The 13,320-nt window shown below is 70.3% G+C and carries 13 protein-coding genes; 3 read left to right on the top strand and 10 right to left on the bottom strand.

The genetic code is table 11. From position 1 onward, the window contains the following. Positions 1 to 26 precede the first annotated feature (26 nt). From J5X75_RS25430 to J5X75_RS25410, 5 genes are all read right to left on the bottom strand, one after another. Positions 27 to 788 carry a VOC family protein gene (locus J5X75_RS25430; RefSeq protein ID WP_208470013.1) on the bottom strand — a complete coding sequence of 254 codons (762 nt, stop codon included), beginning with the start codon at positions 786 to 788 and terminating at the stop codon, positions 27 to 29. Between the two features lie 97 nt (positions 789 to 885). Continuing rightward, positions 886 to 1,626, bottom strand: a complete 741-nt coding sequence (locus J5X75_RS25425) for an ABC transporter permease (protein ID WP_208470012.1) — start codon at positions 1,624 to 1,626, stop codon at positions 886 to 888. Beyond that, on the bottom strand, positions 1,623 to 2,504 hold the full coding sequence (locus J5X75_RS25420) for an ABC transporter ATP-binding protein (protein WP_208470011.1): 882 nt from the start codon (positions 2,502 to 2,504) through the stop codon (positions 1,623 to 1,625). Before J5X75_RS25420 ends, J5X75_RS25425 begins: the two co-directional genes overlap by 4 nt. Further along, entirely contained in the window at positions 2,501 to 2,827 is a 327-nt protein-coding gene (locus J5X75_RS25415; RefSeq protein WP_208470010.1) for a winged helix-turn-helix domain-containing protein, read from the bottom strand. Before J5X75_RS25415 ends, J5X75_RS25420 begins: the two co-directional genes overlap by 4 nt. Further along, positions 2,824 to 3,435: a transporter gene (locus J5X75_RS25410; protein ID WP_208470009.1), complete on the bottom strand. Its 612-nt coding sequence runs from the start codon at positions 3,433 to 3,435 to the stop codon at positions 2,824 to 2,826. Before J5X75_RS25410 ends, J5X75_RS25415 begins: the two co-directional genes overlap by 4 nt. Positions 3,436 to 3,497: 62 nt before the next feature. On the opposite strand from J5X75_RS25410, the gene J5X75_RS25405 reads away from it, so the two are divergent. Next, on the top strand, positions 3,498 to 3,911 hold the full coding sequence (locus J5X75_RS25405; RefSeq protein WP_208470008.1) for a GNAT family N-acetyltransferase: 414 nt from the start codon (positions 3,498 to 3,500) through the stop codon (positions 3,909 to 3,911). 55 nt (positions 3,912 to 3,966) lie between these two features. Here the strand turns inward: J5X75_RS25405 and J5X75_RS25400 are convergent, their stop codons facing one another. The 3 genes from J5X75_RS25400 to J5X75_RS25390 form a co-directional block, all read right to left on the bottom strand. Further along, positions 3,967 to 4,833, bottom strand: coding sequence for an LLM class flavin-dependent oxidoreductase (locus J5X75_RS25400; RefSeq protein ID WP_208470007.1), 867 nt, complete (start codon positions 4,831 to 4,833; stop codon positions 3,967 to 3,969). Next, on the bottom strand, positions 4,833 to 6,833 hold the full coding sequence (locus J5X75_RS25395; protein ID WP_208470006.1) for a HelD family protein: 2,001 nt from the start codon (positions 6,831 to 6,833) through the stop codon (positions 4,833 to 4,835). The genes J5X75_RS25400 and J5X75_RS25395 overlap by 1 nt, the downstream gene beginning before the upstream one ends. A 160-nt stretch (positions 6,834 to 6,993) precedes the next feature. Continuing rightward, the gene (locus J5X75_RS25390) at positions 6,994 to 8,712 is read right to left on the bottom strand and encodes an ATP-binding protein (protein ID WP_208470005.1); all 1,719 of its coding nucleotides are present in this window, start codon (positions 8,710 to 8,712) and stop codon (positions 6,994 to 6,996) included. Positions 8,713 to 8,814: 102 nt separating this feature from the next. Between J5X75_RS25390 and J5X75_RS25385 the strand changes: the two genes are divergently transcribed. Both J5X75_RS25385 and J5X75_RS25380 read left to right on the top strand, forming a co-directional pair. Continuing rightward, positions 8,815 to 9,666 (top strand): menaquinone biosynthetic enzyme MqnA/MqnD family protein, encoded by an 852-nt coding sequence (locus J5X75_RS25385; RefSeq protein WP_208470004.1) that lies wholly within the window; start codon positions 8,815 to 8,817, stop codon positions 9,664 to 9,666. 86 nt (positions 9,667 to 9,752) lie between these two features. Further along, positions 9,753 to 11,279: a COG1361 family protein gene (locus J5X75_RS25380; RefSeq protein ID WP_208470003.1), complete on the top strand. Its 1,527-nt coding sequence runs from the start codon at positions 9,753 to 9,755 to the stop codon at positions 11,277 to 11,279. A 69-nt stretch (positions 11,280 to 11,348) separates the two neighbouring features. On the opposite strand, the gene J5X75_RS25375 is transcribed toward J5X75_RS25380, so the two are convergent. Beyond that, positions 11,349 to 12,296 carry an aldo/keto reductase gene (locus J5X75_RS25375; RefSeq protein ID WP_208470002.1) on the bottom strand — a complete coding sequence of 316 codons (948 nt, stop codon included), beginning with the start codon at positions 12,294 to 12,296 and terminating at the stop codon, positions 11,349 to 11,351. Positions 12,297 to 12,486: 190 nt separating this feature from the next. Then, the gene (locus tag J5X75_RS25370; protein WP_208470001.1) at positions 12,487 to 13,320 is read right to left on the bottom strand and encodes an SWIM zinc finger family protein; all 834 of its coding nucleotides are present in this window, start codon (positions 13,318 to 13,320) and stop codon (positions 12,487 to 12,489) included.

Raw genomic sequence — 13,320 nt, 5'->3', positions numbered from 1 at the left:
ATTCGTTAGGACCCGGACAACGACTTTTATCGATGATTGTTGAGGATGGCGAACGTGCCGCCCTGCGGATCGGACAGCACCGCGTACCGCCCGACCGCGATCGGCGTGGGCGGATGCACGATCCGGCCGCCCAGGGCGACGGCGTGCTCGGCGGCGCGATCGCAGTCGCCCACCGCGAAATAGACGAGCCAGTGCGCCGGGAGATCGTCCGGCCAGCCGCTGCCGACCATCAACTGGAGGCCGGCGACCGGGATGCGGTCGAGTTCGCAGATCACGTACGGCAGGCCGGTGACGTGCGCCTGCCGGAACGTCCAGCCGAACACCGCGCCGTAGAAGGCCATCGCGCCCTCCAGATCCCGGGTGTTCAGCTCGTTCCAGGTCAGGGCGCCGGGCAGTCCGAACACCTCGGCGCCGCGCATCATCCCGGCCTCCCAGGTGCTGAACGGCGCCCCGGCCGGATCCAGGAACGCCGCCATCCGCCCCTGGTCCATCACGTCGAACGGCGGCACCAGCACCTTGCCCTGCGCGCTCTCCACCCGGCCGGCGACCGCGTCCGCGTCACCGGCCGCGAAATACGTGCTCCAGGCGGTCTGCTGACCCTCGCCGAAGAGCGGCCCGGCGCCGGCCACGGGCAGCCCGTTCAGCTGGAAGGTGGTGTAACCCCCGAAGTCGTCGCCGGAGATCTCCGCCGTCCAGCCGAACAACGCGCTGTAGAAGCGGATCGCGTCATCGAGGTCGGCGGTGGCCAGATCCACCCAGTTGGGCGCGCCGGGCGATGGAACGGTCATGTCAGGCATCGTGGCATTTCCATGCCAGCATTCGTATGAAAGTGTCAACCTTCAGGCTGACCGGGCGGCCGCGCCGCACCGGCCGCGGTGGTCGGTTTCAGCCGAAACGGCGGCCCTCGTCCCGGCGGTAGGACCAGATGGCCAGGGCGGCGAAGAGGGCGGTCCAGGCGGCCAGGGCCAGTATCGAAGCGGTATCGAACGGGAAATCGCCCACCGCGGCCCACATCAGGCGGACCGCGCCGCCGGTCGGCAGGTAGGGCGCCAGGTCCTCGACGAAGCCGGGCGCGGCGCCCGGCGGGGTCAGCAGCCCGCCGCCGAAGGCCAGTGGCAGAAACAGCACCTGTGCCACCACGAGCGCCGCCTTCTGCGGCAGCGCGTAGCCGATCGAGAGGCCCATCAGGATGAACGGGATCGAGACGGCGACGCAGGTCAGCACGGCGGCCAGGAAGCCGAGCGGGGTCACGGCCGCCTCGGTGAACAGCGCGGCGATCAGCACGACCGGGGCCAGTGAGATCGCCATCATCAGCAATCCGGCCAGGATCCGGCCGGCGAACCGCGGCGCCGTCCCGGCCGGCAGGGTCCGGACATAGGGATCCCACGCCTGGGCGCGGTCCTCGGCGACGCCGACGCCGTACTGGAAGAGGTTGGTGTTCATCACCGCGAACGTGATCATCGAGGCGGTCGCGTAGGTGGCGTACGCCGGCTCGTGGCGCACGAACGGCACCACGAACGCCAGCATCGACGCGGCCGGCCAGAACGCGCTGCCGAACACCGCGATCGGGATCCGGAACAGCTCGGTGATCTGGAACCGGGCATGGGTGAGGGCGAGAACGGTCATGATGACTCCTTCCCCGTGAGCGCCAGGAACGCCTCTTCGAGAGAGGTCGGGCGCACCTCCAGGTCGCGGAACGGCACATCGTGCGAGACCAGGGTGCGAACCATCCGGTCCGCGTCCGGCGTGAGCAGATGCACGCGGTCACCCGCACGCTCCACGGACACCAGACCATCAAAATCAAAATCAGTCAGGGGTACGGCCGACGTAAGGCTGATCCGCCGTATCCCGACCAGCCCGCGCACCGCCGCCACACTGTCGTCGGCCAGCACCCGGCCCTGCGCGAGCACCACGACCCGGCTCGCCAGCGCCTCGATCTCCTCCAGGTAGTGACTGGTCAGCACCACCGTGCCGCCGCCCGCGTGGAAATCCCGGATGCTCTCCCAGAGGGCGCGACGGGCCTCCACGTCCAGTCCGGTGGTCGGCTCGTCCAGGAAGACGATCTCCGGGCGGCCGGCGAACGCGAGGGCCACCGCCAGGCGCCGCCGCTGCCCGCCGGACAGTCCACCGGTCTGCCGGCGGACCAGATCGGACAGTCCGAACCGGTCCAGCAGTTCGTCGCGGGGGAGCGGATCGGGGAAGTGCGCCCGTACGAAATCGACGACCTCGCCGACGCGCAGCGAGGCGGGCAGACCGGTCTCCTGCGGGGTGACGCCCAGCGTGCGCCGGCTCGCCGGATCGCGCGGATCGCCGCCGCACAGCTCGACCCGCCCGGACGTCGGCCGCCGGCCGCCGGTGAGCAGGCCGACCAGGGTGCTCTTGCCGGCGCCGTTGGGGCCCAGCAGGCCGACCATCTCGCCGCGGCGGACCTCGAGGTCGACGTGGTCCAGGGCGATCGTGGCGCCGAACCGGCGGGTGACACCCTCGGCGCGGGCGTGGATCATGACGGCTCCTCTCCGGGATCGATCAGGGTGCGCAGGGCGGCCACGTACTCCTCGAAGGCGAACCGGCCCCGGCGGGTGAGCTGGACGAGCGTGGCCGGGGTGCGCCCGCGGTGGGTCTTGGTGACCTCGACGTAGCCGGCCTCCTCGAGCTTGCGCAGGTGCACCGAGAGGTTGCCGGGGGTCATCCGCAGAATCTCCTGCAAGCGCGGAAAGGCGATGCGGTCATCCCTGTTGAGCTGTGACAACGCGGCCACCACGCGGAGCCGGGCCTGTGCGTGGATGACCGGGTCGAGGTCGGGGAGGGTGGGTTCGTCGACGGTCATCGCAGCCGCATCCAGCCGATCAGCCCGGCCACCAGCATGCCGCCGCCACCCGCGAGCGAGACGACCAGCGCGTGCCAGCCCGGACCGAGGAGGACGCCGACCACGTTGACCGCGCTGATCCAGGCGCCGAGCGAGAACATGGTCCGCTCGTTCCAGATCGCGCCGCCGGCCATGTAGAGCGCGCCGACCAGGGCCACCATGCCGCCACCCCAGAGCAGGCCCAGCAGGTGCTCCGGAAGCGCCTCGCTGATCTGACCGAAGACGACCGCCAGACCGCTGAAGCCCGCGGACCAGGCGATCCCGTACCAGATGCCCTGCCGGGTCGTCGGGCCGGAGACCGACCGGCCGGATCGCGCGCCGGCCAGGCCGGTGAAGAGGCCGGCCGCGATCATCAACGCGGTCAGGCCGAAGAGCGGCACCCACTCGGGGAGGGCGACCAGGGTCCGGCCGCCGGGGCCATAACGCAAGAACGACAGTCCGAAACCGATCAGCCAGGTGAGGCCCCACGGCCAATACATCAACCGGGGGTCGGGGGTCAGTGCGCGGCCGGTGTTGGCCCGCTCCTGCCGGATCAGATCCAGCGCCTCAGAGGGATCCATCGATGCCATGCCTCTACTTTACGACGCAAAGTCAAAGAACTTTGTGCCATAAAGTTGACTAGGCTGAATACATGATCTTGCGTGCGGCCACGACCTCGGAACTCCCGGCGGTGCTCACCTTCTGGCAGGAGGCGGCGGAGAACGACAACCGGCCGGTGGACACTGTGGAGGCCGTCACGGCACTCCACCGGCGGGATCCGGCGGCGCTCATCCTCGCCCTCGACGGCGACGAGATCGTCGGCACGGTCATCGCCGGCTGGGACGGCTGGCGGTGCCACCTCTACCGGCTCGCGGTCGCGCCGGCCAGGCGACGGGCCGGCATCGGAGGGCGGCTCATCGCCGCCGCCGAGGAGCGCTTCAGATCCTTCGGGGGTACGCGCGCCGACGCCATGGTCCTGGACGCCAACGAGACCGCCCACCGGATCTGGAAACGACACGGCTACGCCCCGCAGGCCGAGTGGTCCCGCTGGGTCAAGCCCCTCTGAGACGGGCGCGCACGTTATCCACAGCCTGCCGGGCCAGGCTGTGGATAACCCGGTCTCAGTGGCCCAGGGCCTTGAGGGCGGCCAGCGACTGGCCCAGGTGGTCGTCGCCGAACGGGCGCAGGATCACCGTGTCCACCCCCGCCTCGGCCAGGGCGTGCACCTTCGCCGGGATGTCCTCGGCCGGACCCAGCAGGCCGAACACCTCCTCCGGCGCGATGCCCAGGAAGCCGGCCTGACCGGTGAGCTCCGCCGCGGCGGTCCGGGCGGCGCGCTCCGCGTCCTCGTCCACGTGCAGGAAGGTGAACCCGATGACCTCGTGCTCCGGGCCCGCCCCGCCGCGCCGCAGATGGCCGATCGCCTCGACGAGACGCTCCGGGCTCAGGCCCTCGACCAGGATGGTGCCGTCCGCCGACCGGCCGGACAGCTCCAGCGACTTCTCCCGGATCACCCCGGTGACCACCGGCGGAACCACCTCGGGCGGGTGCACGAGACGGACCCCGTCCAGGTGCACCTCCCGGCCGTCCAGCGTCACGGTCTCGCCGCGCAGCAGGCCACGGACCGCCGTGACGCTCTCCTCCAGCAGGGCCAGCGGCGACGTCGGGGCCACGCCGACCTGCCGCATCCAGTCCCGGACGCCGTGCCCGAGACCGGCCACCACCCGGCCGGGATGCACCCGGGCCAGGTTGGCGATCTCCATGGCGTACAGCATGGGACTGCGCAGCGGGGCCGGCGCGATGCCGATGCCGACCCGCAGCCGGGAGGTGGCGGCCAGGGCCAGCGCGGCGGCGCTCACGCCACCGGTCCAGCCCAGATCCTCCACCACCCACAGGTCGTCGGCGCCGGCCGCCTCCAGGGCGGTGGCGAAACCGGTCAGCTCTTCGGGGGCACGGTCACGGTCGAACATCACACCGATACGAGGCATCACGCGAGGGTAAGCGCTTCCGGCAGCGGTTTGGCATGCAACACCGAGAGCCGGGTCACGGCCCGGGTGAGGACCACGTACAGCCGGTTTAGGCCCTTCGGCTCGGCGGCCACGATGTCGGCCGGCTCGTGGACGATGACATGGTCGTACTCCAGGCCCTTGACCAGCGTGGCGGGCACCACCGTGACGCGCGCCCCGGCATCGACGTCGTCGGGGGTCGCGTGCTCGATGCCGGCGGCGTCCAGATGCGCGCGCAGCCGCTCCACCGCGGCGTCCGCCGCGATCACCGCGACCGACCCCTCATGCCCCAGCGCCGCGGTCAGCTCGGCCATCGTCACCGTGTCCAGATCCGCCGGATCGGCGACCGGCACGACGGCGAGATCGCCGTCGGGCCGCAGCGAGACCGCGGCGGGCACATTCACGCCGAGCGCCGGCAGCAGGCGGTTGGCCAGCCTCACCACCACTTCCGGTACGCGGAAGCCGACCGTCAGGGGCACCACGGCCGCGTCCGGCTTGCCCAGATGACCCAGAATGTCCCGCCAGTCGGTGGTGGCCCACGGCGCCGTGCCCTGCGCCAGGTCACCGAGCAGCGTGATCGAGCCGTGCTCGCTGCGCCGGGCGATCACGCGGGCCTGCATGGGCGACAGATCCTGGGCCTCGTCGACGACCACGTGACCGAAACTGGTCTCCCGCTCCAGGAGCCCGGCAGCCTCGTCGATCAGCAGCAGATCGGCCGCGCTGAACTTCGCCGACTTCACCGTCTTGGGCGGCTTCACCCAGCGGATCGCCTCCCGCTCCTCCTCGGTGAGCAGGCCGGTGGGCGGCTCGGTCAGCACGCCGGCCACCAGGGACTCCGGGGTGACGGCCGGCCAGACCGCATCGAGGAACGCGGTGACCGGCGCGATCCGGCTCATCCGGCGCAGCCAGGACTCGCTCGGTGAGTTGCCGGTCCGGTACTCCGACTGGCGCTGCAACAGGCCCACCACCCGGGCCCGGACCCGCTCCCGGCCGACCGCGTACGGCAGGCCCTCGCGGCGGGCCTCGTCGACGATCCGGCGCAGCGGTTCGATGTCGATCCGCCACCGGTACGAGCCGTCCGACACCATGATCGGCTCGGTCGGCCCGCTGATCCGGCTCCACAGCGCCCGGCTCAGCACTTCGGCCATCCGTACGTCATGTTTGATGGTTTTCGCGGCATCCGTGTCGGTCGCCCGGACCGGAACCCGGCTCACCAGCTCGTCCAGGGTGGACTGGAGCACCTCCACCTCGCCCAGCGTGGGCAGGACCGCCGAGATGTACGACAGGAACGCCGTGTTCGGCCCGACGATCAGCACCTTCGACTTCCGCAACCGCTCCCGGTGCAGATAGAGCAGGTAGGCCGCCCGGTGCAGGCCGACCGCCGTCTTGCCGGTGCCGGGAGCGCCCTGCACGCAGATCGAGTCGGCCAGGTCCGCCCGGACCAGCTCGTCCTGCTCCGGCTGGATGGTCGCGACGATGTCCCGCATCGGCCCGACACGGGGCCGCTCGATCTCGGCGGTCAGGATCCGGCTGCTGGTGCCCAACTCCTCGCCGCGGTCCAGGTGCTCGTCCTCGAAGCTGGTCAGCTCACCTTTGACGAAACCGAACCGGCGGCGGACCGCCACCCCCTGCGGGTCGCGCACACTGGCCCGGTAGAACGACCGGGACAGCGGCGCCCGCCAGTCCAGCACCATCGGCTCGCCGGCGTCGTCGGTGACATGCCGCCGGCCGACGTGATAGGGGCTGTCGTCGATGTCCAGCCGTCCGAAGAACAACGGGGTGTCCGGGTCGTCGGCCAGCTCCTTGACCCGACGGGCCATGTGCCGGCCCAGCTGCTCGGCGGTGTACGAGTCGCCGGCGACCTTGTCACCGGTGGCGAAGAGCGACTCGGCGCGGTCGCGCATCCGCCGCAGCGCGGCCCGCGACTCGGTGAGATGGGTGCGTTCGGCGGCGAGTTCGGTGTCCAGATCGGTAGTGGGCACAGGTCGTCCTCAGAAGGCGGATCGAGTCTGCTCGCGTATCCGGGAGGGCGGGTCGGCCGCCCCTCGGCGCGGGGACGCCCGCTGCGGTGCATGTTCACCACGGCCGTCAAGCGGCCCTCCACGCTACGCGATCCCACGCTCCTGTCCACCGAATTTCGAGTCAGGGGGCCAGCCGGTACCGCCGTAGAGGGGAACGGGCGGGAGCGGTGGGTCGTACCGTGCCCGCGATCTCGAGGTCTTTCAGGGCGCGCAGTACCTTCATGTAGCTGAGCCCGGTTCGCTGCTCGAGATCGCGGCGGCTCAACTCCCGCCCATCCCTGAGTGCCTCCTTGATGAGCTCGGTGTCACTGAGATTCGTGGCGGCGTACAGGGCCAGTTGTTCGGCTCGCGGAGCAATCAGATAGCGGGCATGACGGCGTTCTCCGACGCGGACCACAATCCCTCGGCTGACCAGATCGGCGAGTTCGCTCGTCGCTCGGTGCGCCTCAAGACCGAGGTTGCGCATGGTGGAGTTGGTGACCGCCCGCCCCAGCCGCATCTCGGCCAAGGCCAATTGCTGTGTGGTCGTCAGGCCCTGCTGTCCCAGGCCGCCGATCCATGTGGTCGTCTCGTCGTCCAGCAGGGTATGGCGCGGGAGAAGCAGCTTGAAGCGCGTGATGCGGTTGTGGAACTCGGGTAGCGGGGAGCCGGTGCGCCGCAGCTCACGGAGCATGGTGGGAATCCCGCTGGCCCGGTTCTCGCACACCATCCGGCCGGTCTCGGGTAGACGAGCGTCCTGGAGCAGACGTGCGAGGACCGGATTACGAGTGGAGGTCACTCCTTCGCGGCCGAGATCGTCCTCGGTCACGGCGCCGAACAGCCCGCCCGGGTTGGCGATGACAAGCCGATCGGAGTAGAGGGTGATCTGGACCGGTGTGCCTCGTGAGTAGGACGAGTAATCCCGATGCAGGAGCGCGTTCGCCACTCCCTCGCGGATCACCTCCGCCGGATAGTCGTACCGGTCGATCCGGCCGCTGCCGTCGATGAACGACCGGACCGACGTGTTCCGCAGCACCGCCGTGACCGCCTCGTCGACGATCACCGGGATCGGGCCGTCGAACGTGCGGTTCTCCAGGAAACGGGGTCCATTGACCGGGATGTCCTGAGCCGATGTGCCGGGGTAGACCACCAGAGTGGCGTTCAGTTGCGGAAAGAACTGCTGTGGGTAGATCCCCAGTGTGAGGAGTCCGCCGAGGCTGGGGCGGAGGACCCCGGCGGAGTCCTCGGTGAGGATGTTGAGCCGGCGTAGCACCTGCTGCCGGTCGAGATCCGCGAAGGCCCGTGGCTGCCGTTGCCGCACCCGCGCCAGCAAGAACTGGATCTCCGTGTCGTCGAGGTCGGCCTCAGTCGCTCCGGGAACCGGTTCCCGATCGTCGTCGGGCTGGCCACGGTTGGTGTGCAGCAGGTGGATCTCGAAGTCGGTCAGGCGCCGGTCGCCGTCGCCACCACGCGTGAACGAGCCGTTGTACTCGCCACGTGCCGCCACGTAGCACGGTTTGAAACGGGGATCGAGTTCGCCGATCTCGGCGACGACCACCAGGGCGCCCTCGAACGGGACCATCTCGATCTCACCGCGTACCGGTGGATGGAGGTCGTCATTGCACGCGGAGGCGAGAGCGTCGCGGATGCGGCCGGCGTCGAAGCCGGCAGCGGGCTGGAACCCGGCCTTCTCCTCCAGCCCGAGAATGACCGTGCCGCCCCGGTCGTTGCTGAACGCGCTGAGCGTGTCGCGTATCGACTTGGGCAGGCCGCCCCCGGCTGCCTTGACCTCCACATCGCGAAGGTCGGTTCCGGTCTGGCGCAGAAGGGCGACCAGTCGGGCGATCTCTTCGGACGTCATGGCCACCCTTGCTAAAGACTTTTGCAAAAGACTTTAGCGGGGATTCTGCGATTTGGGCCACGCCAGTCAGCCGTCCGAGGGCATCGGGGATAACGTCGCAGCATGAGCGACAGCGTCCGTCGGCCCCGGGTCGGGCACATCCAGTTCCTCAACTGCCTGCCCATCTACTGGGGGCTGATGCGTTCGGGCGCTCTCCTCGACGTCGACCTGCGCAAGGACACCCCGGAGCGGCTCAGCGCCGACCTGGTCGCCGGTGACCTCGACATCGGGCCGATCACCCTGGTGGAGTACCTACGCCATGCCGACGAGCTGCTCCTGCTGCCCGATCTGGCGGTCGGCAGCGACGGGCCGGTGCTCTCGGTCAACCTGGTGTCCACCCGTCCGCCGGCCGAGCTGGACGGGCGGCCGGTCGCGCTCGGCTCCACCTCCCGGACCGGCGTGATGCTCGCCCAGATGCTGCTCTCCGAGCGGTTCGGCGCCGAGCCGGAGTATTTCCGCTGCCCGCCCGACCTGTCGCAGATGCTCATGGAGGCGGACGCCGGCGTGCTGATCGGCGACCCGGCGCTCCGGGCGATGTACGAGGCGCCCGCCAAGGGCCTCCAGGTGATCGACCTGGCCGAGGCGTGGAAGGAGTGGACCGGCCTGCCGATGGTCTTCGCCGTCTGGGCGGTCCGGCGGGACTTCGCGGTCGCGCACCCCGGCCTCGTCAAGGACGTGCACGAGGCCTTCCAGCGGTCCCGTGACCTGTGCCTCGGCGAACTGGACGAGGTGGCCGAGTCGGCCGCCCGCTGGGAGCCGTTCGACGCCGCGACGCTCGCCAACTATTTCCGGGCGCTCGACTTCTCCCTCGGTGACCGGCAGATCGCCGGCGTTCGCGAGTTCGCCCGGCGTGCGGCGGACCGGGGCGAAGTGCCCAGCCTGCCGGAGAACGGACCGATTTTCGCCGACGTTTGATCTTCACGGTTCGGGCGCTTTAAGATCCTCGAACTTTTTCCGCGGCCGATTCTCTGATCGGCCGCATCAGTTCGAAATCGGTGATCATGCGACTGCGCGCCCTGTTCAGCCGTCTTGCCCTGACCACTACGGCAGCGGGGCTGGCTGTCACCGGCCTGGCCCTGCCGGCTCAGGCCGCGGACGAGGTCGAGGTGCCCTATATCGGCATCTTCAGCCCGGAAACGGTGACCGTGATCAACGGTCAGTCGAAGACGGTCAAATTCGATCTTTACAACCTCAGTGGCGTTTCCGCCAAGGACGTGGTTCTCACGTTCGGCAGCGCCGCCAAGCCGATCAGCCCGGATCTGGGATTCACCGCGCCCGCCGGTTGCGACGCCACCAGCTGCGCGATCGGTGACCTGGCGCCGAATCAGCGGCGCAGCGTCAAGTTCACGATCAAGCCGGCCGCCGGGGCGGGCGCCGCCGACCCGGCCAAGACCATCGCGCTCAGCACGACGGTCGGCGCGCAGCCCAGCGACGAGACGTCGATCACCGTGGTCCGCACCGACAAAGGTGGCGTCGACCTGGAGGTCGAGGACGTCGCCGACCTGAAACTGGCCCACGGCAAGAGCGCCGACGTGCCGGTCCTGGTCCGTAACACCGGCAACAAGGACGTCGCGGCCCTCGGTCTGCTGGTGATGGCCCCGTACGGCGTGACGCCGGTGCTGGACTACCGCAACTGCGAGCGGGACGCCGACGTCGGCGGGTTCCTCTGCGTCTTCAACGAGCCGCTGGCCGGCGGGGGCGCCTTCACCCTGCCGAAGAACACGCCGCTGCGGGTCAAGGTGCCGTCCGACGCGGCCGGGCCGTTCGACTACCCGGTCTACATCGCCGCGGTCGGCCTCACCGAGAAGTACGTCTTCGACTTCGCAAAGCGCACCGCCGGCGCCGCCGGCAAGGAGCTGTCGCTGGAGGCCGTCTCGTCGACCTCCGCCGCCGAGGAGCCGGAGGCCGCCGACGACCTCAACGAGGACGACAACTACACGATCTTCTCGGTGACCGTGCCCAAGTCGACGGCGGAGACCGCGGCCGTCGGTGGCTCCTTCACCGGCGAGATCGGCGAGGAGCGCACCGCCGAGGTGGGCCTGCGCAACCTGGGCCCGTCCGGGACCATCCCGCCGAGCATCACCTCGCTCCAGTACGCGCACATCAAGCTGCCGACCGGCATCGAACTCATGAAGCTCGACGAGCGTTGCCTGCCGGGCACCTCGCTCACCGAGATCGACGAATCGGTCACCGATCTGGCCGAGGTCACCGACCTGGTATGCCTGGTCGTGGACAGCGTCCCGAACAAGGGCCGCTACCTGTTCAGCCTCTCCGCCGAGATCCTCGACGTGGCCGAGCACAAGGCCGGCTCGGTCAGCATCAACGGCGGCGTGCAGGACAAGAAGAAGGACAACAACAAGGCCGCCCTCACCGTCAAGCTGACCCCCTCGGGCGGAACCGGCGGTGGCCTGCCGATCACCGGCGCCCCGGCCGGTCTGATCGCCGGCGGCGGCGCGGCCCTGCTGGCCGCGGGCTTCATCGCCTTCCGGGCGGCTCGGCGCCGCCGCATCGTCACGGTCGCCGAGTAGTCACGCTCTCCGGGCCGGGCACGCTTTCCGCGTGCCCGGCCTTCACCGTTTCCGGGTACGCCCGACGCGCTACGAGTCGAGGAGAGCGTCGAGGGCGGCCACGTCGGCGGCGGTGAGGTCCCATGTGCCGGCGGCGGCGTTGGCCTGGACCTGTTCCGGGGTGGTGGCGCCGGCGATCACGCTGGCCACCGCCGGCCGGGCGAGCAGGCCGGCGATCGCCACCTCGAGCAGGGTGCGACCGCGCTCGGCCCCGAAGGCGGTCAGCGCCTCGATGGTGTCCCAGTCCGCGTCGGCCAGCCAGGAGCGGTAGCGCTCCTGCGACATCCTGGTCCCGGCGGGAGCCTGCTCACCGCGCCGGTACTTGCCGGACAGCAGGCCGGACTCGATCGGGAAGAAGGGCAGCAGCCCGAGCCCGAACTGCTCGCACGCCGGCACCACCTCGGCCTCGACGCCGCGGTTCAGCAGGCTGTACCGGTTCTGCGCGCTGACGAACCGGGTCAGGTTCCCGGTCCGCGCGGTCCAGTCGGCGTCGGCGATCTGCCAGCCGGAGAAGTTCGAGTTGCCCAGGTAGCGGACCTTGCCGGCCCGGACCAGGTCGTCGAGGGCGGCCAGGGTCTCGTCGATCGGGGTGGCCGGATCCGGCTCGTGCATCTGGTAGAGGTCGATGTGATCGGTCTCCAGCCGCCGGAGTGAGGCCTCGACGGCGCGGACGACGTACCGTCGCGAGCCCCGCGCCCCGAAGTCCCTCCCGTTGAGCCCTTCCATGGTCATGCCGAACTTGGTGGCCAGTACGACCTCGTCCCGCCGGCCCTTGAGCGCGGCACCGAGGAACGCCTCCGACATGCCGTGCGGGGTGCCGTAGATGTCCGCGGTGTCGAAGAGAGTGATCCCCGCGTCGATCGCGGCGTCGACCACCTCCCGGGTGCCGTCGGCGTCCAGCTTGCGGCCGAAGTTGTTGCAGCCGATGCCGATCGCGGACACGACCAGGCCCGAGTCACCCAGCCGGCGATAGGTCATCTCACTCATGATGCGGTGCTCCGATATCGGTAGTCGTCCATTGACACGCGTGGTGACGGCGGTCTGGCTTCAGGTCACGCTCCGGGGAGGCGAAACCGGGCGAAGCCCGGTAGCGTGACAAGCCACCGCGTCCATCGTGGACTCGCCCACGATCGGTTCACGATGGGCGCGGCCCGATGAGCGGGTTCGCTCATTCCTCCCCCTCCGCCGCGCCCAGGTCGCGATAGACCGGCCGGAGGACGTCGACCAGCGGCACATGCCGGACCCGGATCGGTGGCGGGTCGAGCGCCCGCAGCAGCAGCTCCGGTGGCAGGCCGCCCCGTGGTGGCCGCTCCCGCAGGCGGCCCAGGCTGATGGCGGGGGAGTAGAAGTCGGCCAGCCGGGCGTCCAGCGGCTCCTCCTCGACCGCCAGCGGGTCGACGGCCTCCTCCGGCTCGGGGGTACCGCGCAGCGCGCCGAGCAGTTCGTCGCGGCCGCGGCCCCGCCAGCCCAGCACCAGGAAGGGGTCGTCGTCGAACGCCTCGGCCAGCACGTACAGCACCGCCGAACCGTGTTTGCAGGGGACGCCCCAGTCCGGGCAGGAGCAGTCGATGTCCAGCCGGTCCGGGAACAGCGGCAGACCCAGCTCGGTGAAGAGGTCGACGATCTCGTGCGGCATCTCGCCGGCCAGCAGCGCGGCACGGTACAGCGCGCGGGCCGCGAGCGCGTCGATCACGTCGGCCCAGCGTGCGTCGTCGAACGCGGTGATCCGGATCGTCACCTCGTACGGCCGGGGCCGCGACCCCTGCACCCGGGCCAGCACCCGCCCCGGCTCGAGGGCGAAGTCCATCACCTGGCCCTTGCGTGCGTAGGCCCGGCCGCGTGCCAGCCGCCCCGCGTCGCAGACACCCTCCAGCACGTCCACGAACTTGCGCGACCACCACTGTTCGCCGATCTTGCCCCGCTTCGACCGCACGCTCAGGCCGCCGTCCACCTCGATCGGGCGGGCCGCCTCGTAGAACTGACCGGACCTGTCGAAAGGCAT

Origin of the sequence: Actinoplanes flavus, assembly GCF_017592555.1 — a bacterium.
Lineage (GTDB): Bacteria > Actinomycetota > Actinomycetes > Mycobacteriales > Micromonosporaceae > Actinoplanes > Actinoplanes flavus.
Note: the sequence above shows the minus strand (reverse complement) of the source record. Positions and strands in the feature narration are given on the sequence as shown.